Raw genomic sequence first — 20,892 nt, forward strand, 5'->3', positions numbered from 1 at the left:
GCGAGACGTATCGAGATGTCTTGTGGCGTCGCGTTCGCGCAGGTCAGGGGCGTTTTCGCTGGTCAGAGGTGGGGTTCAAATCCCCTATCCTCCGCTTCGAAGGCCCCGGCCGGACTTAGTCCGGCCGGGGCCTTCCGCATATCCCGGCCCGGCGGTCGTGGGTGCGGTCGCCATCGCTGAACCGGTGCCGTTCATGGTGTCGGCGGCATTGCCGCCATGCTTGGCGCCGCGGTGCTGCTCGGCGTGCTGGCCGCGGTCTTCGATGCTTTCTCGCGCTCTGGTGCCCGATCTGGTGAACGTGGACCAGCGGCACGCGCTGGTCGCGGCTACGGGTCTCAACGGCCGGCTCGCACGGATCGCGGGCACGTACTGGCCGGTGTCCTGCTGCTGATCGTGCCCACATCAGCGCTGTTCATCGCGGGCACAATGACTTTCGTGGTGTCGGTGGCGGCACGCCCCTCCCGGGGCCGATGGGCTTTGGCCAAGTTGCAGTTGGGTTCTCGTCAGGGCGCGACGAGATGACCGACCAAAACGGATGATTGGCACGAAACACCTACTGGTTGGGTACTTGCGCCGGCCCGATTGGTGCGGCCAGGCGTGATGTGTTGCAGCCCTTGGGATTCGAGTTAATCGACGGCTAACTGTAGAGAGCACGACTGTGCGCGGCCGCGCAGCACCGAATCTGAAACTGGCGCGGTGCACAAACCGGGGACCGGCCGCACAGTACCCTCGCCGCCATGATGGAGATCACATCCGCGAGATCCACAGATGGCGACGTGCAAGCGCCCGCGCTGCACAGGGCGGGGGGCGTCATGGGACGACTGAGTTCGTTCAGACCCCGGTTGGCACATGCTTCGCTAATTGTCGCGGGCGTAGTAGCAGTCAAGTCATTTCAAATGTCTTTCGCCGCCCTGCACCAACTCTCGATACGCAATCTGGTACCGCCCGACCTGGCCTCGAATGTGCCGATCGCCATCGACGGCCTCGTGATCGGTTCGATCATCGCCACCGCCTCGTTCCGGCAATGGAGCGTGGGCTGGTGGTATTCGACCGTGTTGTTCGTTCTTTCGACCATGCTCTCGATTGCCGGGAATATCCAGTACGCCCACGAGATCGGTGGCGGTGTCGTGGCCATGTTCATTTACGCCGGCATGCCGCTGACCATGCTGTTCGCGGTGCACCTCACGTTGATGCTCTGGCAACGCGGCAAGCAGGTCGCGGCCGAGCTCGCAGCCGAGCTCGAGGCCACCGAGCGCGAGGCCACCGGCCTTGGAGCCACCGGGCTTGGAGCCACCGAGCGCGAGCCCGACCTCGAGGCCGTCGAGCCCGAAGCCGGCCTCGAGGCCACCGAGCTCGAGGCCGAGTCGTTCGCCTCACCGGATCTGGAGCGCTCCGCGGAACCCTTTGCAGCGCGTCAGCCCAGGCTCTACCCGCTCGAATCCATCGGGCCCGGATATTCCCGAGGGCAGACCGCAGGCATCGGCGCACAACACAGGTCAGCTGCGCCGGACGCCGTCGAACGACCCCAGGTCTCGATGACCGCCGCGCAAATGTAATGGCGGATGCAGCTCGATCGACCCCTCAGTCACCTCTGAACCCTCTCTGGAGCGAAGAATGGCGATGACCATGTGGCAGGACCAAGGAGTAGATCAGTTCCGGGAAATCGCGAGCCGGCTGGCTTCGATCATCCAGAACAGTCTGGACCGATCGGGTGCGATGACACAGTTCACCGACGCAGTCGGCAACGTCGAAGCATTCACCGATCTGATGATCGAATACTCCGGTCGGTGGTTCAGCGAGACGGGCGGACGTTCGACACTGATGGGGCCGGAACTGTTCTGGATGCTGTCCGAGCCCGGACCGCGGCGCGGCCCGGTGGTCAGTATGCGCAGCCAGGAATCCGGTGTCGAATCCGAAGTCAATTCCGGGCATCGCGCCCGAAAATTGTTGTTGATCTGCGTTTTCGAAGCACTCGCACATAGTCAGTGGGGCGTCCCCGAGGGCGTCTCGGAGCATCCGCTGGTCAACGGTATGGTCTGATCCGCCGTTGAACTCGACGATCCATTCGCTTGATCGAAAGCATCAGAGGTGATCCGGGCAAACAGGCAGCATTGCTGGGCCCGCAAGGCTCCGGCCGGACTCGGTCCGGCCGGAGCCTTCCGCATATCCAGCCCCGCGACATATCCAGCTCCGGTCAGCCTGTGGCCCCGGATTCCCGCAATGCGCAGGTGATCTCGTCGATCGCCGAATCCAACAGGGCGCTGTAGCGGTCCACGTCGGGGATTACCGCGGGGTCCGCGTGGATGGAGACGGTGACCGTGTCGCCGAGGCCGTGGATGCCGTGGGTCAGGTGCATGACCGTGCCGAGGGCTGGGAAGCCGGCCGTGAATCGGGCTGCGCCGCCGCCGAATCGGAGGTCTGCCGGACCGCGGTCGACGCTGGAGACGACGGTATGACCCGAAACTCGTTCGGGGAGCACGTCTATCGGGGCGTGCATCACGTCATGGTGCAGCAGCGGGGCGGGGAGGACGGCGGTCACCGAATCCTGCGCGTCCTGGAGTGGATGTGCGGCGCGCGTGCGGCGCGCAGCGAGGTCGGCGGCGATGCGGTCGGCGCGGGTGCGCGGCAGGGGTGCGGCGACGGCCAGATCCACCGACAGGTCGCGGTAGCCGTTGCGGCCGTCTGCTGCGGTGGCGATCGCCATGGGGACCTGGGCGCGCAGCTCGGCGACCGCGGCGCCGCGCTCCGAGAGATGGGTCTCCAACGCGAGGGAAATGGCGGTGAGCGTCACCACCGTTATCGAGTGGTCCGGTACCCGCAGCCGATTCTTGTCGCACACCAGCATGCGCACGATATGCGCGGCAGGCGGTGCGCCGGTGCCGTTCAAGGCCGTCGGTTCGGTATCGGGTGCGGGTGGCGGCAGTTCCCCCGCCGCCGTGAGCTCGGCCAGCCGGCGCTGGGCGCGGGCGGCGGCCAGACCGCGAACGACGGTGCGCGCCATGCCGATCGGGATGCCGGGCAGCGCAACAGAAGCGGCGAGGGCGCTCGTCACCGCATCACGAAGGCTGCGCGGCAGGAACCGATCGACGGGCCGGCCCGAGCGAACTCCGGAGGTAGATGCCGGAAATTCACTGCTGCTGAACAACGCTCGCACGATGGCGGCGGCGCGGCGGCCATCGGCCAGGGCGTGGGATAGCTGGATCACCACTACCAGGGCGGACTCTCCGGTAGCGAATCCCGGGACTTCCCGGACATTTCGGAACACGTGCAGTCGCCACGGGCGGTCGTTCGCATTCAGGCCCGCGCCGAGCAGATCGCCCACGGCGGCGGTGACATTCACCCACGTGGCGTCGGAGAGATGATGGTCGACGAACTGCTCGTTCGTGAATTCGCAAGTCGCCCAAATCGGATACGCAATATTTGCAGGAGTATCCAGCACACGTATCAGCAAATCCGGAATGTGGACCACCCGGCTCGCGACGGCCGCCCGCAGCTCGCCGGCCTCGCAGCCGGTGTCGGCGAAGCAGTAGAGCAGGAACAGGTCGTTGCGGGTACGTGCGGACAGCCAGTACATGGTGGCGTCCCGGGCGGCCAGGGATTTCACCCGATGACCATAACGAAACACCGTACGGCGCAGTGGCTCCGGGTGCTACCGTTTGTAGTAGAAGCCTTACCATTCTCCCGGGGGCGGGGTGACCGCGATGGCAACCACCAGCAGGCTCGCCGGTCGACTTGCGCAACAAGCCGATGGCATGGACGAGCGCTACAAAGGCGCCGCATTCCTCAAAAGATCGATCAACAAGGTATTTCCGACACACTGGTCGTTCCTGCTCGGTGAAATAGCGCTGTACAGCTTCATCATTCTGCTGCTGTCCGGCGTCTATTTGACCTTGTATTTCGACCCGTCCATGCAGGACGTCACCTACAACGGCGCCTATCAGCCGCTGCGCGGGGTCACCATGTCGCGCGCCTACGAGAGCGCGCTGAACATCTCCTTCGACGTCCGCGGCGGACTCTTCGTCCGGCAGGTGCACCATTGGGCCGCACTGCTGTTCACCGCGGCCATGATCATCCACATGTGCCGGGTCTTCTTCACCGGCGCCTTCCGCAAGCCCCGCGAGGCCAACTGGGTGATCGGCGCACTGCTGTTCATCATGGCCATGTTCGAGGGCTTCTTCGGCTACTCGCTGCCCGACGACCTGCTCTCCGGCACCGGCCTGCGCGCCGCCTTCGCCGGAATCACCCTGGGCAGCCCGGTGATCGGCACCTGGCTGCACTGGCTCATGTTCGGCGGGGACTTCCCCGGCAGCATCATCATCCCGCGCCTCTACATCGCGCACGTGCTGCTGCTCCCCGGAATCATGCTGGCGCTCATCGGAGTTCACATCGCGCTGGTCTGGTACCAGAAGCACACCCAGTACCCGGGCCCGGGCCGCACCGAGAAGAACGTCATCGGCACCCGCATCGTGCCGGTCTTCTCGCTGGACCAGGGCGCGTACTTCGCCTTCACCCTCGGCGTGCTGGCGCTCATGGGCGGGCTGCTGCAGATCAATCCGATCTGGAACCTGGGGCCCTACAACCCCTCTCAGGTCTCCGCCGGCACCCAGCCCGACTTCTACATGATGTGGACCGACGGCTTCCTGCGCCTGTTCCCGGCCTGGGAGGCCTATCCCTTCGGGCACACCGTCCCGGGCGCGTTCTCGGTGGCGCTGTTCATGCCGCTCATCTTCACGCTGATCATCACCTACCCGTGGATCGAGAAGCGGCTCAGCGGCGATCGGGCCCGGCACAACCTGCTGCAGCGGCCGCGCGACGTGCCGGTGCGCACCGCCATCGGGGCCATGTCGCTGAGCTTCTACCTGATCCTCACCCTGGCCTGCGTCAACGACATCATCGCCTTCAAGTTCGACATCTCGCTCAATGCCACCACCTGGGCCTTCCGCATCGCGCTGCTGACCGTCCCGCCGCTGGCCTACACCATTGCCTACCGGCTGTGCCTGGGTCTGCAGCGCGCCGACCGCAGCGTGCTCGAGCACGGCATCGAAACCGGTGTGGTGCGACGACTTCCGCACGGCGAGTACATCGAGGTGCACCAGCCGCTGGGGCCGGCGGACGAGCACGGCCACCCGATTCCCCTGGCGTATCAGGGCGCCCGGGTACCCCGGAAGATGAACGAACTCGGGATCGCCGGCCGCCCCGGCACCGGCGCGTTCTTCTGGGCCGATCCGCCCGAGGAACGCGAACTCAACGCCACCAACGATCATGCGGCCGAGCACGCGCAGCTGACGGTGCTGCGCAAGGTCCAAGACCGCGCCCACTGAAACCGCCCGGAGCGAAGCGGAGGGCAAATTGAACGCAGAGCGAAGCCCCCGAGTCTCCGGGACTCGGGGGCTTCAATTTTTTTCCCGGTGGTGCAGCGGTCAGGCCCGCTTGAACTCGCCATCGGAGACGCCCGCCACGAAGGCATCCCATTCACCGGGGGTGAAGGCCAGGATCGGCCCGCCACCGTGGTCCTTGCTGTCGCGGACCGCGACATTGCCGTCTCCGAGGAAAGCGACCTCCACGCAGTTGCCGTTGGGCCCGCTGTGTTTGCTCTTGCGCCACACGGCGCCGGTGAAATCCACCTTCACGGTACTAGCTCCTTTTCTGCGTCAAGCTTGGAATCTTGCTGGCATCGATCTTGGCGACCTCGGGATCCATCCCTGATCACGAATCCCAGGTGTGCTTCGGGTCGCACGCAAACGCTCCGTACAACCCGTTCTCTGCACTTCGCGATGGGAATGCACCCCCGATGGCCGTTCCCGCGCTAAACCCTAGCAGGGTTCGTCATAGGGAGATCGCATTCTTTCGTTTTCAACCAGCAAATTTGCAGCAAGGTTAGCCAGCTAATTATTTGCACAGAATTTGCTTTAATTTGAGGCTATTCAATTTCAGAAGTCCGAATTCCGTTACCCAGCCATTCGCGCACCCGCAGGCAAACTCCGCGCGCGCCGCCGGCACCGGCCATGGGGAATCATGGAGTGTATGCCCCAGCCGACCCAGGACGACACCGGACGGGACCGCGACGAGAACGGACGCGCCCGGAATGCCCGACCTCGTGACCGTTTTGGGCGACCCCTCCCATTCGGCAGCGCCGGCATCCCCCGCATACCCGATGATCTCGACCTGCCGCCCCTCGAAACCCTCGACTACGCCCAGCGCCTGCTCGACGACGGCCTGGCCTTCAACGCCCATGAGGTCCTCGAGGCCGCCTGGAAGAGCGGTCCGTTCGCCGAGAAATCGCTGTGGCAGGGTCTCGCGCAGTTTGCCGTTGGACTGACCCACATTCAGCGCGGGAATCCGAAGGGCGCGCGCACCCTGCTCGAGCGCGCGGCACAGCGGCTCGCCGCATACGGACCCGCGCCCTACGACATCGACACACCCGGCCTGGAGGCCCGCGCGCACGCCCTGCTCACCGCGCTCGACCAGGGAAAACCCATCTCCGACAACGATCTTCGGCCCCGGCTCACAATCCCACACTGAATTCACAAGCCCGCTGTCACACCGCACCCGGTGTGTGCGCCCGCAAGAAGGCGAAGGACCAGCGGCGCTGCAAAGTATGCGAACTACCATCGACAACCGTGCCCACCGACCCCGCCACAGCAACAACCGGCCGTCGGGATCCCCACCCCGGCCACGGTCCGACCACGCGCGGCGTGGGCCGCTTCGCGCCCAGCCCGTCCGGCGACCTGCACCTGGGCAACCTCCGCACCGGACTGCTGGCCTGGCTCTTCGCCCGCTCCACCGGCCGCGGATTCCTCATGCGGGTGGAAGACCTGGATCGGGTGAAAAAGGGTGCGGCACAGCGGCAACTGGAGGATCTGGCGGCCATCGGGCTGGACTGGGATCCGCCGGAGGTGTGGCAGTCGCAGCGGCTGCCGCTCTACGCCGCCGCCATCGAGCGCCTGACCGCCGACGGCCATACCTATGAATGCTTCTGCACCCGCAAGGAGATCCAGCAGGCGGTGACCGCCCCGCACGGCCCGATGGGCGCCTACCCGGGGACCTGCCGCGACCTCACCGAGCACGAGAAACAGCGCCGGCGCGACGCGGGCCGGCCCGCCGCGCTGCGGCTGCGCGCCGAGGTCGGCGAATTCACCGTCACCGACCGCCTGCTCGGCGAATACCGTGGCGCGGTGGACGATCTGGTGCTGCGGCGCGGCGACGGCACCCCCGCCTACAACCTCGCGGTGGTGGTCGACGACGCCGAGCAGGGCATCGACCAGGTGGTGCGCGGCGACGACCTGCTGCCCTCCACACCACGACAGGCGTATCTGGCGACCCTGCTCGGGCTGCCCGTACCCGAATACGCCCATGTCCCCTTGGTACTCAACACTTCCGGGCAACGGCTCGCGAAACGCGACGGCGCTGTCACCCTGCGCGACCGGATGGTCCTCGGCGAATCCCCGCAACACGTGCTGGGACTGCTCGCGGCGTCATTGGGCTACTCGGGCGCAACTACGCCGTCCGCCTTGCTGGCACAATTCGATCCGGAAAACCTCCCACGTGAACCGTGGACACTCGACCCCGACGGGTTGTTGCAACCCAGTTCGTATCCGTAACGTACGCACTCGACCAGATCCCGAACGAATTCGACGAGGACGGCGAAACAATGACGAGCGGTGGGTACGACCCCAACCAGTATCCGCAGGGTGGCCAGCCGTACGGGCAGCCGCATCAGCCCCAGCAGCCGTACGGGCAGCAGCCCTACGGACAGCAGTCCGACCCCTACGGCCAGCAGCCGCAGCAGCCCTACGGACAGCAGTCCGATCCCTACGGCCAGCAGCCGCAGCAGCCCTACGGACAGCAGCCCGACCCCTACGGCCAGCAGCCGCAGCAGCCGTACGGCCAGCAGCCCTACGGACAGCAGCCCGACCCGTACGGGCAGCAGCCGCAGTCGTTCGGTCCGTCCGACGCCTATGGCCAGCAGCAGCCCTATGGCCAGCAGCCGTACCAGCCCTACCCGGGCGGCGGCCAGCCCGGGTTCGGCGCCGGCGGTTTCGGTGGCGCGCAGCCGGGTGACCTGTGGATCCGGTTCGCCGCCCGCATCATCGACGGCCTGATCATCGGTATCCCGGGCGGCATCATCGCGGCGCTGCTGCCCAACAGCATCGCCTGGGCCTGGGACGTGCTGCTGCCGATCATCCTGTTCGGCTACTTCATCCTGATGGAGACCCAGCAGGGCGGCCAGACGCTCGGCAAGAAGCTGCTGGGCCTGCGCGTGGTCGGCCCCGGCGGCGGCCCGCTCGACCCGGCCACCTCGGCCAAGCGCAACCTGTACGTGGTCGTCCAGCTGATCCCGTGCCTGGGCTGGCTGATCGGTCTCGGCATGGCGATCTACATCGCCGTCACCATCGAGCAGGACCCGAACAAGCAGGGCTGGCACGACAAGTTCGCGGGCGGCACGCAGGTGCTGAAGGGCTGAGCCCGGCTCCGCTGAGCGCGAAATGGGGACGCATCCCGACGGATGCGTCCCCATTTTCATTGCCGCGCACAGCCCTTATTCATTGCTGCGCACAGTCCTTATTCATTGCTGCGCACAGTCCTTATTCATTGCTGCGCAAAGCCTTTCGTCAGGACGACCCGGTCGATCCCGCGATGATCAGGATCAGGAACAGCGCGAGACCGATCACGATGCTGATGGCGCCCACCCAGACGCCACCCAGCGCCAGCCCGCGGCCCTGCTGCTGTGTGCTCTTGAGCTGGTTCAGCGCCACGATGCCGAGCACCAGGCCGACGATCGAGACGACCGGCAGGAAAGCGCAGAAGAACATGGCCGGCACGCCGATGATCGACACCACCAGCGAGGCGATGGCCAGCGAATTGGTCTGCTGCACCGGCGGACCGTAGCCGTAGGGCTGATAGCCCGGATACCCGTAGGCCGGGGGTTGCTGCCCGGCGGCCGGATAGGACGGCGTCGGATTCGCCTGCGGCGGCGGATAATTCGGATACACCGGCTGCGGCGGCGGGGTCAGCGGCGGATTCTGGTACTGCGGAGCTGAGGTGTAGCCGGCCGGGGGCGGCGCCGGCTGCTGTGGCGTTGCGGGCGGGGTCTCGGGCGTCACGCCCTCACCGCCGTACTGCTTCCACCACTCGTCGGAATCGCCGGGATTCGTCATTCGCTCAGCCTAGGGCAACCCATCGGTCCATACCCATCGGTCGAGGCAGGGATACTTTTCAGCGTGAGTGAAATCGAAAAGAGTGACATCGAGAAAAAGGTCGACACCGACCGATCTGGGCACCCCACGCCCGCACACGCGGCATTCGCGGACGCGGCGGGGGGATATTTCACACCGGTGGCAGTGGCCTTCACCGCTGTCCTGCTGATCTCGAACGTCTGTGTCGCCAAAGGCGTCCAATTCTTCACCGGACACCATGTGTCCTTCGGCCCCATCACCGTGCTGCCGCTCACCATGGACGGCGCATTCTTCCTCTTCCCGCTCGCCTACGTCATCGGCGACGTCCTCAGCGAGGTCTACGGGTTCCGCGCGACCCGCCGCATCGTCTACTACGGGTTCGGCGCGCTGCTGCTGATGATCGTCTGCTTCCAGATCGTCATCAAGCTGCCCACCGGAGACCTGGATCAGAACGGTTCGGCGTTCGGGGACGTGCTCGGCCACACCCCGCAGCTCGCGTTCGCCGGCATCGCGGGCTACTTCGTGGGTCAGTTCCTCAATTCCGTCACCCTGGTGCTCATCAAGGAGCGCACCAAGGAGAAGCACCTGTGGGCGCGGCTGCTGGGCTCCACCGTGGCGGGCGAATTCGGCGACACCTTCGTGTTCTGCTCCATCGCCGCCACCGCCATCGGCATCCACACCTGGGGCGACTACATCAACTACACCCTGGTGGGCTTCATCTGGAAGACCCTCGTCGAGATGATGGTGCTGCCGATCAGCTACCGCTGCATCGCCTTCCTGAAGAAGCGCGAGCCCTCGTACCGCCCGCGTGAACGCTCCGCCATCTACGAGTGACGCGACCGGCTTTCGGCGCGGCCGGATCGAATTCCCCTACAGGCCAGGGGCTTTGATGCGGCCGCGCCAACGGCCGAGGAACTCGTTCTTGTAGTCGTCGAAATACCCGCCGTCGATGCTCTCCCGCACCCGATCCACCAGCCGCACCGTGAACCGCTCGTTGTGGATGGTGCACAGCGTCGAGGCGAGCATCTCCTTCGCCTTGAACAGGTGGTGGATGTAGGCGCGACTGTAGTTGGCGCAGGTGTAGCAGTCGCAGGTCGCATCGACGGGCGTGAAGTCCCGCTTGAACCGGGCCGTATTGATATTGAAGCGGCCCTCGTCGGTGTACAGCGCCGCATTGCGGGCCACGCGTGAGGGATTCACGCAGTCGAAGGTGTCCGCGCCGTTCTCCACCGCGGTGAAGATGTCCTCCGGCTCGCTGATGCCGAGCAGGTGCCGCGGCTTGCCCTCGGGCAGCTCGTCACAGCACCAGCCGACAATGGTGCCCAGATTGTGCTTCTCCAGTGCGCCGCCGATGCCGTAGCCGTCGAATCCCGTTCCGGCCGCGCCGCGCAGGTCCTCCAGATCGCGACATGCCTTGCGGCGCAGGTCCTCGTACTGCGCGCCCTGGATGACGCCGAACAGCGCCTGGTACGGCCGGTGTGAGCGGGCCGCGGTGAGCCGCTCGTGCTCGTCGAGGCAGCGCTGGGCCCACAGCCGCGTGCGCTCCAGCGATTCCTCCTGGTAGCCACGGGTGTTCATGAGCGTGGTGAGCTCGTCGAAGGCCATCATGACGTCCGCGCCCAGCCGATGCTGGATGCCCATGGACACCTCGGGCGTGAAGCGGTGCCTGGAGCCGTCCAGGTGCGAGCGGAAGGTGACGCCGTCGTCGTCGACGTGCGCCAGCCGCTCCTTGCCCTTGGCGATCACATCGTCGTTCTGCACGCCGACCGACTCCATGGCCAGCACCTTCTTGAAGCCGACACCCAGCGACATGACCTGGAAGCCGCCGGAGTCGGTGAAGGTCGGGCCGTGCCAGTTCATGAACTCGGCCACACCGCCGGCCTCGTCCACGATGTCGGGGCCGGGCTGGAGGTAGAGGTGATAGGCGTTCGCCAGCAGGGCCTGCGAGCCGAGCTCCTTCATGGTCTCGGGCAGCACCGCCTTGACCGTGGCCTTGGTACCGACCGGGATGAAGGCGGGAGTCGCGATGTCACCGTGCGGAGTGCTGATCACACCGGTTCGGCCGTGCCGCCCTTCCAGGCGCGCACCGACCTTGAACGAGAACTCCGAAGCAGCAGACACGCAAGCCATCCTCTCACCCGGCGAAAAATGGCCTGGCCCGCACCATTGGGTGCGGGCCAGGCCGGGCGAGGGACCGTCCTCAGCGGACGATCGAGCCGTCAGCTCTTGCTGAGCACCACGGCATCGGGTTCCGGATCGTCCACATTGTTGCCCTCGCCATCGGTGAGGGCGGCGGCGAACTGCGCGTTGTAGAGCCGGGAGTACGCGCCCCGGGACCGCAGCAGCGTCTCGTGCGTCCCCTGCTCGACGATCCTGCCCTTCTCCATCACCACGATGGTGTCGGCATCGCGGATCGTCGAAAGCCGGTGCGCGATCACGAAACTCGTGCGATCCCGGCGCAGCGCCGCCATGGCGTGCTGCACCAGCAGCTCGGTGCGGGTGTCGACCGAGCTGGTGGCCTCGTCCAGGATCAGGATGGACGGCTTGGCCAGGAAGGCGCGGGCAATGGTGATGAGCTGCTTCTCACCGGCGCTGACGCCGGAGCCCTCCTCGTCGATGACGGTGTCGTACCCGTGCGGCAGCGCGTGCACGAACCGGTCCACGTAGGCGGCCCGGGCGGCCTCGAGGATCTCCTCCTCGGTGGCGCTGGGATTGCCGTAGGCGATGTTCTCCCGGATGGTGCCGCCGAACAGCCAGGTGTCCTGCAGCACCATGCCCATGCGCGACCGCAGATGGTCGCGGGTGATGCGGGTGATGTCGACGCCGTCGATGGTGATGGCGCCGGAATCCACCTCGTAGAACCGCATGAGCAGATTGACCAGCGTGGTCTTGCCCGCGCCGGTCGGGCCGACGATGGCCACCACGTGCCCGGGCTCGGCCACCAGCGAGAGATCCTCGATGATCGGCGTCTCCGGCTCGTAGCGGAAGGACACGTCCTCGAACGCCACCCGGCCACGATCCACCGGCCGCGAATCCTCCGGATCCGGGTCCGCCGACTGCTCCTCGGCGTCGAGGATCTCGAAGATCCGCTCCGCCGAGGCCACACCCGACTGCAGCAGGTTCATCATCGAGCCGATCTGGGTGAGCGGCTGCGTGAATCCGCGCGAGTACTGGATGAACGCCTGCACCTCACCCAGCGACAGATTGCCCGAGGCCACCCGCAGACCACCGACCACGGCGATCAGCACGTAGTTCAGATTCCCCAGGAACATGATGGCGGGCATGATCAGGCCGGAGATGAACTGCGACTTGAACGAGGAGTTGTAGAGCTTGTCGTTGGTCTCGTCGAACTTCTCGCCGACCTCCCGCACCCGGCCGAAGGCGCTGACCACCTCGTGCCCGGTGAACGCCTCCTCGACCTGAGCGTTGACCTCGCCGGTGAGCTTCCACTGATCCACGAAGTGCGGCTTGGAGCGCTTGGCGATCTGCGCGGTCACGATGACCGCCAGCGGCACCGTCAGCAGCGCGATCAGGGCCAGCAGCCACGAGATCCAGAACATCATGATCAGGATGCCGATCACCGACAGCACATTGATGATCAGCTGGGACATGGTCTGCTGCAGCGTCTGCGCCACATTGTCGACGTCATTGGTGACGCGGGAGAGCACATCGCCGCGCGGCATCGAGTCGAAGTAGCGCAGCGGCAGCCGGTGGATCTTCTCCTCGATCTGCGCGCGCAACCGCTTCACGGTCCGGTTGATCACGATGATCAGCAGTTGGGCTTCGAGCCAGCCGAACACCGAAGCGCCGATATAGAGCGCCAGCACCCCGGCCAGCACATGGCCGACCGCGGTGAAATCGATTCCCGTACCGGGAATCACGTTCATGCTGGACAGCATGTCCGCGAAGGTGTTGTTGCCGTTCGCGCGCAGCCCCTCGACCAGCTGGTCCTTGCTCTGCCCGGGGGGCAGCTGCTTGCCGACCACACCGTCGAAGATGAGGTTGGTGGCCTTGCCGAGGATCTGCGGGCCCAGGGTGTTGAGCACCACCGAACCCACGGCCAGCAGGAAGACCACGACCAGATAGATCCGGTCGGGCGCGAGCATGCGCAGCAGGCGCTTCAGCGACGGGCCGAAGGACTTCGCCTTGGCATCCGGCGCACCGGGATTGACGGCTCCGGGCCTCATCGCACCTCCTCCGCGCTGAACTGCGATTCCACGATCTCGCGGTATTCGGGACAGTCGCGCAGCAATTGCTCGTGGGTGCCGATGCCGGCCATCGCGCCGTCCTCCAGCACCACGATCTGATCGGCGTCGCGGATCGTCGAGATCCGTTGCGCCACAATGATGACCGACGCGTCCGAGGTCTCCGGCCGCAGCGCCTCGCGCACCCGCATGTCGGTGGCGACGTCGAGGGCGGAGAAGCAGTCGTCGAACAGGTAGATGCGCGGCTTGCGCACCAGCGCGCGGGCAATGGCCAGACGCTGGCGCTGACCACCGGAGACGGTCGTACCGCCCTGTGCCACAGGCGTTTCCAGGCCCTGCGGCATCTCGCGCACGAAATCGGCGGCCTGCGCGATCTCGAGCGCGTGCCAGAGCTCCGCATCGGTGGCGTCCGGCTTGCCGTAGCGCAGATTGGAGGCCACGGTGCCGGAGAACAGGTACGCCTTCTGCGGCACCAGGCCGATCTCGGAGCGCAGTGTCTCCAGGGGCAGGTGCCGGACGTCGGTGCCGCCCACGTAGACCGCGCCGTCGGTGACATCGATCAGCCGCGGAATCAGGTTGATCAGCGTGGTCTTTCCGGCACCGGTCGCGCCCACGATGGCGGTGGTGGTGCCCGGCCGGGTATCGAACCGGATGGCCCGCAGCACCGGCTTCTCGGCGCCCGGGAACTTGAACTCCGCGAAGGCCAGGTCCACCGTGCCCGGATCACCCTTGAACGGCTGCGGCAGCCGCGGTTCCGACACCGAGGACTCGGTGTCCAGCACTCCGCCGATGCGCTCGGCCGAGACGGCGGCGCGCGGGGCCATCATGGCCAGGAAGGACGCCATCATGACCGCCATCAGGATCTGCATGATGTAGGCCAGCATCGCGGTGAGCGAGCCGATCTGCATCTCCCCGTTGTCGATCGCGTGGCCGCCGAACCAGATGACGCCGACCGTGGTGATGTTCGAGATGAGCATGACGGCCGGGAACATGAGGGCCATGTACTTGCCGACATAGAGCGACTGCTCGGTCAGCTCGGTATTGGCGACCCCGAAGCGCCAGGTCTCCTGCCGCTCCCGCACGAACGCCCGCACCACGCGGATGCCCGTGATCTGTTCGCGCAGTACCCGGTTCACCGCGTCGATGCGCTCCTGCATGCGCCGGAAGCCCGGCACCATGCGGCTGATGATGAAGGCCATCGACAGGCCCAGCGCCGGCACCGCGATCAGCAGCAGCCACGACAGCTGCAAGCTCTCGCGCAGCGCCATGAAGATGCCGCCGATGCACATGATCGGCGCCATCACCAGGATGGTGGCGCTCATCAGCACGAGCAGCTGCACCTGGCCGACGTCATTGGTGTTGCGGGTGATCAGCGACGGCGCGCCGAACACGCCGACCTCCCGCGCGGAGAAGGTGCCGACCCGGTGCAGCAGCGCCGCGCGCATATCGCGGCCCGCGCCCATGGCCGCTTGCGCGCCCAGGTACACCGAGACGGCCTGAGCGACGATCTGGATGCCCGTCACCAGCAGCATCCACCCGCCGGTGGACCAGATATAGCCGATATCGCCCTTGGTGACGCCGTTGTCGATGATGTCGGCGTTCAGCGTGGGCAGGTACAGCATGGCGATGACCGAGATCAGCTGGAGCACGACGACCCCCGCCAACTGCTTGCGGTAGGGCCAGAGGAAGGTGCGTAGAAGTCGGATCAACATGATGGTGGCAGGCTACCGTCATCCTCCGGAGCTCGCCGCGACGTTTTGCGGCACTGCTGGGCAACGGCCCGGGTCACGGCGCGGATCGGCCGCTCTCGGCAGGTTCGCTCAGATGTCGGGCTGATCCAGATCTCGCCACCCGCCCGCCGCGGGCGCGCTCGGCGATCCGCCATTGGACGCCGATCCGGCCGCGACCGGTCCGCCCGCGGGACGGGGACGGCGGGTCCAGGCATCCGGATCGTGCAGTAGCTCGTCCAGGAAGGACGGCAGCAGATCGTGGGCGATATCGGCGACGGTGATCCGCTCCAGCACCGAGCGGATGTTCACCCGCAGCCCGATCCACACCCGCTGCAGCGGTTCGGCCGCACCCGGGTAGCTGACATCCTCCGGCCGCTGCCCGCGCACCGAGGCCAGCGGACCCTCCACCGCGCGAATCACATCCGCGATGCTGATCTCGGCGGCCGGGCGGGCCAGGCGATAACCGCCGTCGGGACCGCGGCGGCTGACCACCAGTTCGCCCTTGCGCAGATCCGCCACCACCGATTCCAGCACCTTGGGCGGAATGTCCTGGGCGGCCACAATGGCGTCGGCCTTCACCGAATCCGGTTGTGCCTTCGCGATTTCCACAAGGGTGCGCACCGCGTAATCGACCTTCGCGGTGATGTGCACGAGAACTCCTGAGACAGATCGGTGGTGAGCGAGAACCCTATCGCGCCGGATTCAGCACGCCGAGTGCGGCATTCAACAATGTCGTCTCGACGTGATCGGCATCGGCGTCGGGCACGATCTCCTGGGACATCATCGCGGTGCTGAGCACCTGCATGGCCGCGGCGGCGCGCAGCAGGGTGTCATCGTCGGCATCGGGCCCGGCCATCCAGCGGCACATGCGGTGATGCAGTTCGATCATGTCGGGATAGCGGTTGCCGAGGGCATTCACGATCGCGACGGTGTCCCGCATGCAGAGCACGCCGACCTGACGGTTGGCCAGCGTCGACTGCAGGCGCCGGCGGATCATCTCGCGCACGTTCTCGGGAGTGTGCGGAATGTCATCGAGCCCTTCGACCTGATCGCGCACTTCGTCGAACATCGGCTCGATGATCGCTACCAGAAGATCGACCTTCGAGGCGTAGTGATAGTAGAGCGAGGCTTTTGTGATTCCCACCGCATCGGCGACCTCGCGCAGGCTGCTGTGATCGAACCCCTTGGTCGAAAACAGCTGTAGAGCGGCGTCCCGGATCGCATCCTTGGTGCTTCTACCTGCGACAATTGTTCCGGAACCGACCTGGCCACCCATGTTCTCATCCTCTCACCCGCGCTCGGTGTGCGATCAACGCCACCTAGAGTCGAGGTTGTTCCTCCGCTTATCCGCTCGGTAGTCTACCTACCGCACGGTAGGCAGATTTTAGTTTCGTGGAGGCGGGGAGCCCGCAGAGCTCCCGGCGGCAGTGCTGTCTACGCGCTCGCACACCAGCACCCTGTTTTCGCCCGCACAAACCATCGCCCAGGAGAACCCCTCGTGTCCGTATACCTCTATCGGTGGGGAAAGTTCGCCTTCCGCCGGAAATGGATAGTCATCACGGCGTGGATCGCCGCGCTACTCGTCATCGGCGGACTCGGCGGGGCCCTCGCCAAGCCGTTCCAGGACTCCTTCACCATGCCGAACCTGCCTTCGGAGCGGGCCACGGAAATCCTCGACGCGCATTTCCCGGGGGCATCCAAGGAGTTCGACCCCAATGCCGTCAGCGCCACCTATGTGATCGCCGCGCCGGAGGGCCAGAAGCTGACCGATCCCGGGCCGCAGGCCGCGCTGTCGCAGTTCCTGACCAAGCTCGGTGACCTGCCCATCGTGGACAAGTCGTCGCCGCTGATGAACCCCATCGACACCACCGAGAAGATCGGTCAGCAGGCCGGCATCGACTGCCTCGGCAGCGACCGTTCCAACCCGAACTTCTCCGCGATCTGCTCCAGCGCGCCGCTGAACGTGCTGAACAAGACCAACCCGGATTCGGTGGCGACGGTCCAGGCCAAGTTCACCATCGCGAAGTTCTCCGACATCAAGCAGGCCGACCGCGACGCCGCCTACAAGGTGGGCGACGAGGCGCGCGCGGCCGGGCTGCAGGTCGAGCTCACCGGTTCGATCGCGCAGGATCCGGGCGGCTCGAACGGCTCCTCCGAGCTGATCGGCATCGCGGTGGCGCTGGTGGTCATGGTGATCGCGTTCGGCGCGATCGTGGCGGCCTTCGTGCCGATCCTCACCGCGCTCGTCGGTGTCGGCACCGCCATCTCCATCATCATGTTCGGCACCCACTTCCTGACCGTGCCGACCTTCACCCCGATCCTGGCCTCCATGATCGGCCTGGCGCTGTCCATCGACTACGCCATGTTCATCGTCTCGCGCTACAAACACGAACTGGCCGTGTCGAATTCGCCGGAGGAGGCCGCGGGCACCGCGGTCGGCACCGCGGGTTCGGCCGTCATCTTCGCGGGGCTGACCGTCATCATCGCGCTGGCGGGCCTGAGCTTCGTGGGTGTCAGCTTCCTCACCTACATGGGCATCTTCGGCGCGGTCTCGGCCGCGATGGCGGTGCTGGTGGCCGTCACCCTGATGCCGGCGCTGATGGGCGCGTTCGGCCGCTTCCTGTTCAAGCCGAAGCTGCCGCTGGTCGCCAAGCACGATCCCGAGGACGAGAACTCGGTCACCAACGGCATGCGCTTCGCCCGCCTCATCGGCAAGGCGCCCGCGCTGACGCTGGGCATTTCCATCGTGCTGCTGGGCCTGCTGGCCGCGCCCGCGGTGAACCTGCAGCTGGGTCTGCCCGGCGGCGACTCCATGCCCGAGCACACCACCGTCCGCAAGGCGTACGACCTGCAGACCGCGGGCTTCGGCGAGGGCGCCAACGGCACCCTGCTGGTGGCCGTCGACCTCAGCAAGACGCCGGAGAACCAGCGCACCGAGGCCCTCGACGCGCTGCGCTCCAAGCTGGCCTCCTACCCGGGCATGGACTACCTGACCCTGGCCCGGCCCAGCGAGGACAAGCAGGCCGCCATGTTCATGGGCGTGCCCAAGTCCGGGCCGAACAACCAGGAGACCAAGGACCTGGTCAAGAACGCCCGCAATGCCGAGTCCGAGTTCCATGACCGGTACGGCATGGAGTACGGCATCACCGGTACCACCGCCATCTACGCGGACGTCTCGCAGGCGCTGCTGAACAAGATCATTCCGTACCTGGCGATCGTGGCCGGCGCGGCATTCATCCTGCTGCTCCTGGTGTTCCGCTCCATCCTGGTGCCGCTGACCGCCGCGTTGGGCTTCCTGCTCTCCATGGCGGCCACCTTCGGCGCGACCGTGCTGATCTTCCAGGAGGGCCACTTCGGTCTGGTGGAGGCGCACCCGCTGGTGAGCTTCCTGCCGATCATGCTGATCGGCCTGGTCTTCGGTCTCGCCATGGACTACCAGGTCTTCCTGGTCACGCGCATGCGTGAGGAGTACGTGCACGGCAAGTCCGCCAAGGACGCCATGATCAGCGGCTACCACCACGGCGCCCGCGTCGTGACTTCCGCCGCCATCATCATGATCTCGGTGTTCAGCGCCTTCATGCTCGACGACAACGTGGTGGCCAAGTCCATGGGCTTCGCCATGGCGGCGGGTGTCTTCTTCGACGCCTTCATCGTCCGCATGGTCCTCATCCCGTCCCTGCTCGCCCTGCTGGGCAAGTGGGCCTGGTGGCTCCCGAAGTGGCTGGACCGCATCCTCCCCGACATCGACGTGGAAGGCGCCAAGCTCGCCGAGCTGAAGCAGTCCGCCACCCCCGTCGAGGACAAGCAGCCCGTCACGGTCGGCTGACCTCCGCACGAAATCCACTCGGCCCCCACCCGATTCCCCGGGTGGGGGCCGAGTTCTTTTGTGTCACCGCTCGTTTCACCGCAGCAAACGAGTGACGGCATTGCGGACCACGATGCCCGCGGAAGTAGCGGGCACCATGAGCGCCGATGCGGCGCGCATACCGCGCTGCCTGGGCTCGACCAGTTTCCGGTGCCGCTGTTCGTAGGCGGCGAAGGCGGTGTGCGGGCGACCGGGAGTGCGGGTCAATTCCTCAGCGAGGGTGTGGGCGCCCGCGATGGCGAGGGTGGAGCCGTCACCGAAGAGGGAGAGGCAGGATCCGGCGTCGCCGAGCAGGGCGACGCGACCATCGGACCAGCGCGGCAACCGGACTCGGCTCACCGAGTCGAAATAGAGGTCGTCGGCGGCCTTCAACTGGTCGAGCAGGCCGCCGAAGATGCCGATCGGCCCGGAGAAGGTGTCGGCGATGAGCCGCTTGTGCCCGTCGAGATCGCGGTGGCCGAGGCCCGGGATCGCGTCATGGCGGAACATGAAGGCCGCCATCGCCTTTCCCTTCGAAGGGTGCACGGTGATGGCCTGTCCCGGGCGGTTGAACATGACCACCTCGCGCTCGTCGCCGAAGGCCCGGTCCACCGGCAGGGTCGCCACGTACATGCCCAGGTGGCGGAGGAATTCGGCCTCCGCGCCGAAGACGAGCCGACGAACATTCGAGTGCAGGCCATCGGCCCCGATCAGGTAGTCATAGCGCCCACCTGCGCCGTTCTCGAAGACGACATCCACGCCGTCCGAATCCTGCGTGATCCCGGAAATCGAATCGGCCCAGCGGATTTCGGCATGGTCGCGAGCCGCGTCGAGGAGAATGGCAGCCAGATCGGCGCGCGCGAGCTCGATCTCGCGGTCACCCGCGCCACCCTGAAAAGCGCTGAGCCGCAACCTCGATCGCTCCCGCCCCGCCGCATCGACGAAGCTCATTCGCTCCACCCGCGACGCGGCCGCCCGCAGCCGCGGCATCACCCCCATACCCTCGGCCACATCGACAGCCGGTCCCTTCACGTCGATCGGGTTACCGCTGGACCGCTGCGCACCCGCCCGCTCCACCACGGTCACGTCGAAGCCGTCGCGCCCCAGCCAGTACGCCAGGGTCGATCCCGCGATGCCCGCCCCGGAGATCAGCACCGTCCTGCTCATCGTCATCACCCTCGATTCAAGTGGACGATTTTCGTCCACTTCCAAAAAGGTACGCTAACCGGAAGATTTTCGTCCAGTTTTATCGGAGGTGAGGACAACGGCCGAGCTCAGAGCCGACGCCCGTAGCAATCGCGACCAGATCCTGACCGCGGCCCAACAGGTCTTCCGCGAGCAGGGCGTCAGCGTCTCGATGAAAGACATCGCCGACGCCGCCGGTGTGGGTGTGGGCACCCTCTACCGCCGCTTCCCCGACCGCGGCGCCCTCATCACCGCCGCCGCCCACTCCTACCTCTCGGCCCTCGCCGACCTGGCCGCCACCGCCGACCGCGAATCCCCCACCGCCTGGCAAGCCCTCACCCACATCCTCCGCGAATGCGCCGAACTCCGCCTGGGCGCCCTGGCCGCCGCCATCGAACCCACCCTCCACGCCGACATCAAGTCCGACCCCGCCCTCACCGAAGTCCGCACCACCATCACGGACCGCATCGCGGAACTGACCGCGAGGGCCCACACCGAAGGCGCCCTCCGCCCCGACGTCACCCCCGAAGACATCGCCCGCCTGATGACCCTGCAGATCTACGCCGCCCCCACCGAGCCCTACCCCGCCGCGATCAACCGCGTCCTCGACCTTCTCCTCGACGGCCTCCGCCCCTGAAAAACCAAGCCCCGAACCGGTTTCCCGGTGCGGGGGTTTCTGCTGGATCCCCAGCGATCTGGATCAGAAGCGGCTCGCGCGGAAAGTCCCGCGCCGCAAGGAATCCGGGGCGGCC

General features: G+C 66.4%; 19 protein-coding genes. 10 read left to right on the top strand and 9 right to left on the bottom strand.

The genetic code is table 11. The annotated features are described in order from the left end of the window. Positions 1 to 262 precede the first annotated feature (262 nt). The 3 genes from ACFXN1_RS37410 to ACFXN1_RS37420 all read left to right on the top strand — a co-directional run bounded on the left by ACFXN1_RS37410 (position 263) and on the right by ACFXN1_RS37420 (position 2,040). Positions 263 to 391 (top strand): hypothetical protein, encoded by a 129-nt coding sequence (locus tag ACFXN1_RS37410; RefSeq protein ID WP_379437202.1) that lies wholly within the window; start codon positions 263 to 265, stop codon positions 389 to 391. Positions 392 to 812: 421 nt separating this feature from the next. Further along, a complete protein-coding gene (locus tag ACFXN1_RS37415; RefSeq protein ID WP_379437242.1) occupies positions 813 to 1,556 on the top strand; it encodes a DUF2637 domain-containing protein in 744 nt (247 codons plus the stop codon). Positions 1,557 to 1,614: 58 nt separating this feature from the next. Further along, positions 1,615 to 2,040, top strand: coding sequence for a hypothetical protein (locus ACFXN1_RS37420; protein ID WP_379387585.1), 426 nt, complete (start codon positions 1,615 to 1,617; stop codon positions 2,038 to 2,040). A 154-nt stretch (positions 2,041 to 2,194) separates the two neighbouring features. On the opposite strand, the gene ACFXN1_RS37425 is transcribed toward ACFXN1_RS37420, so the two are convergent. Continuing rightward, positions 2,195 to 3,604, bottom strand: coding sequence for a wax ester/triacylglycerol synthase domain-containing protein (locus ACFXN1_RS37425; protein ID WP_379463814.1), 1,410 nt, complete (start codon positions 3,602 to 3,604; stop codon positions 2,195 to 2,197). Positions 3,605 to 3,701: 97 nt separating this feature from the next. Here ACFXN1_RS37425 and ACFXN1_RS37430 point away from each other — a divergent pair, with 97 nt between their 5' ends. Further along, complete coding sequence (locus ACFXN1_RS37430) at positions 3,702 to 5,321, top strand: cytochrome bc complex cytochrome b subunit (RefSeq protein ID WP_379437205.1); 1,620 nt, start codon at positions 3,702 to 3,704, stop codon at positions 5,319 to 5,321. A gap of 99 nt (positions 5,322 to 5,420) precedes the next feature. On the opposite strand, the gene ACFXN1_RS37435 is transcribed toward ACFXN1_RS37430, so the two are convergent. Then, complete coding sequence (locus ACFXN1_RS37435; protein ID WP_354838731.1) at positions 5,421 to 5,630, bottom strand: DUF397 domain-containing protein; 210 nt, start codon at positions 5,628 to 5,630, stop codon at positions 5,421 to 5,423. Positions 5,631 to 6,024: 394 nt separating this feature from the next. Here ACFXN1_RS37435 and ACFXN1_RS37440 point away from each other — a divergent pair, with 394 nt between their 5' ends. The 3 genes from ACFXN1_RS37440 (at position 6,025) to ACFXN1_RS37450 (ending at position 8,464) form a co-directional block, all read left to right on the top strand. Next, complete coding sequence (locus ACFXN1_RS37440) at positions 6,025 to 6,522, top strand: DUF309 domain-containing protein (protein WP_379393215.1); 498 nt, start codon at positions 6,025 to 6,027, stop codon at positions 6,520 to 6,522. A gap of 173 nt (positions 6,523 to 6,695) precedes the next feature. Next, a complete protein-coding gene (gene gluQRS / locus ACFXN1_RS37445) occupies positions 6,696 to 7,601 on the top strand; it encodes a tRNA glutamyl-Q(34) synthetase GluQRS (protein WP_379437243.1) in 906 nt (301 codons plus the stop codon). A 50-nt stretch (positions 7,602 to 7,651) separates the two neighbouring features. After that, positions 7,652 to 8,464: an RDD family protein gene (locus ACFXN1_RS37450; protein WP_379437207.1), complete on the top strand. Its 813-nt coding sequence runs from the start codon at positions 7,652 to 7,654 to the stop codon at positions 8,462 to 8,464. A gap of 148 nt (positions 8,465 to 8,612) precedes the next feature. Here ACFXN1_RS37450 and ACFXN1_RS37455 read toward each other — a convergent pair whose 3' ends face one another. Then, on the bottom strand, positions 8,613 to 9,158 hold the full coding sequence (locus ACFXN1_RS37455; protein WP_379437208.1) for a DUF4190 domain-containing protein: 546 nt from the start codon (positions 9,156 to 9,158) through the stop codon (positions 8,613 to 8,615). 72 nt (positions 9,159 to 9,230) lie between these two features. On the opposite strand from ACFXN1_RS37455, the gene ACFXN1_RS37460 reads away from it, so the two are divergent. Beyond that, positions 9,231 to 10,010, top strand: a complete 780-nt coding sequence (locus tag ACFXN1_RS37460) for a queuosine precursor transporter (protein ID WP_379437245.1) — start codon at positions 9,231 to 9,233, stop codon at positions 10,008 to 10,010. A 36-nt stretch (positions 10,011 to 10,046) separates the two neighbouring features. On the opposite strand, the gene tgt is transcribed toward ACFXN1_RS37460, so the two are convergent. The 5 genes from tgt to ACFXN1_RS37485 all read right to left on the bottom strand — a co-directional run bounded on the left by tgt (position 10,047) and on the right by ACFXN1_RS37485 (position 16,387). Beyond that, positions 10,047 to 11,297, bottom strand: coding sequence for a tRNA guanosine(34) transglycosylase Tgt (tgt, locus tag ACFXN1_RS37465; protein WP_379421224.1), 1,251 nt, complete (start codon positions 11,295 to 11,297; stop codon positions 10,047 to 10,049). Between the two features lie 98 nt (positions 11,298 to 11,395). After that, the gene (locus ACFXN1_RS37470) at positions 11,396 to 13,363 is read right to left on the bottom strand and encodes an ABC transporter ATP-binding protein (RefSeq protein ID WP_379437210.1); all 1,968 of its coding nucleotides are present in this window, start codon (positions 13,361 to 13,363) and stop codon (positions 11,396 to 11,398) included. After that, positions 13,360 to 15,093, bottom strand: coding sequence for an ABC transporter ATP-binding protein (locus ACFXN1_RS37475; RefSeq protein WP_379393205.1), 1,734 nt, complete (start codon positions 15,091 to 15,093; stop codon positions 13,360 to 13,362). Before ACFXN1_RS37475 ends, ACFXN1_RS37470 begins: the two co-directional genes overlap by 4 nt. A gap of 108 nt (positions 15,094 to 15,201) precedes the next feature. After that, positions 15,202 to 15,762: an RrF2 family transcriptional regulator gene (locus ACFXN1_RS37480; RefSeq protein WP_379393203.1), complete on the bottom strand. Its 561-nt coding sequence runs from the start codon at positions 15,760 to 15,762 to the stop codon at positions 15,202 to 15,204. Positions 15,763 to 15,799: 37 nt separating this feature from the next. Next, complete coding sequence (locus tag ACFXN1_RS37485) at positions 15,800 to 16,387, bottom strand: TetR/AcrR family transcriptional regulator (protein ID WP_379437211.1); 588 nt, start codon at positions 16,385 to 16,387, stop codon at positions 15,800 to 15,802. Positions 16,388 to 16,609: 222 nt separating this feature from the next. Between ACFXN1_RS37485 and ACFXN1_RS37490 the strand changes: the two genes are divergently transcribed. Beyond that, entirely contained in the window at positions 16,610 to 18,937 is a 2,328-nt protein-coding gene (locus ACFXN1_RS37490) for an MMPL family transporter (protein WP_379393199.1), read from the top strand. 75 nt (positions 18,938 to 19,012) lie between these two features. Here ACFXN1_RS37490 and ACFXN1_RS37495 read toward each other — a convergent pair whose 3' ends face one another. Continuing rightward, the gene (locus tag ACFXN1_RS37495) at positions 19,013 to 20,122 is read right to left on the bottom strand and encodes an FAD-dependent monooxygenase (RefSeq protein ID WP_379437213.1); all 1,110 of its coding nucleotides are present in this window, start codon (positions 20,120 to 20,122) and stop codon (positions 19,013 to 19,015) included. An 88-nt stretch (positions 20,123 to 20,210) separates the two neighbouring features. Between ACFXN1_RS37495 and ACFXN1_RS37500 the strand changes: the two genes are divergently transcribed. Beyond that, positions 20,211 to 20,777: a TetR/AcrR family transcriptional regulator gene (locus ACFXN1_RS37500; protein ID WP_379393195.1), complete on the top strand. Its 567-nt coding sequence runs from the start codon at positions 20,211 to 20,213 to the stop codon at positions 20,775 to 20,777. The last annotated feature ends 115 nt before the right edge of the window (positions 20,778 to 20,892 follow it).

This window comes from Nocardia sp. NPDC059154, from assembly GCF_042755705.1.
Classification (GTDB): Bacteria; Actinomycetota; Actinomycetes; order Mycobacteriales; family Mycobacteriaceae; genus Nocardia.

Coding starts and splice junctions, on each gene's coding strand:
- ACFXN1_RS37410 (WP_379437202.1), top strand. CDS start 263: ATGCTTTCTCGCGCTCTGGTGCCCGATCTGGTGAACGTGGACCAGCGG.
- ACFXN1_RS37415 (WP_379437242.1), top strand. CDS start 813: ATGGGACGACTGAGTTCGTTCAGACCCCGGTTGGCACATGCTTCGCTA.
- ACFXN1_RS37420 (WP_379387585.1), top strand. CDS start 1,615: ATGGCGATGACCATGTGGCAGGACCAAGGAGTAGATCAGTTCCGGGAA.
- ACFXN1_RS37430 (WP_379437205.1), top strand. CDS start 3,702: ATGGCAACCACCAGCAGGCTCGCCGGTCGACTTGCGCAACAAGCCGAT.
- ACFXN1_RS37440 (WP_379393215.1), top strand. CDS start 6,025: ATGCCCCAGCCGACCCAGGACGACACCGGACGGGACCGCGACGAGAAC.
- ACFXN1_RS37450 (WP_379437207.1), top strand. CDS start 7,652: ATGACGAGCGGTGGGTACGACCCCAACCAGTATCCGCAGGGTGGCCAG.
- ACFXN1_RS37455 (WP_379437208.1), bottom strand. CDS start 9,158: ATGACGAATCCCGGCGATTCCGACGAGTGGTGGAAGCAGTACGGCGGT.
- ACFXN1_RS37470 (WP_379437210.1), bottom strand. CDS start 13,363: ATGAGGCCCGGAGCCGTCAATCCCGGTGCGCCGGATGCCAAGGCGAAG.
- ACFXN1_RS37475 (WP_379393205.1), bottom strand. CDS start 15,093: ATGTTGATCCGACTTCTACGCACCTTCCTCTGGCCCTACCGCAAGCAG.
- ACFXN1_RS37485 (WP_379437211.1), bottom strand. CDS start 16,387: ATGGGTGGCCAGGTCGGTTCCGGAACAATTGTCGCAGGTAGAAGCACC.
- ACFXN1_RS37495 (WP_379437213.1), bottom strand. CDS start 20,122: ATGAGCAGGACGGTGCTGATCTCCGGGGCGGGCATCGCGGGATCGACC.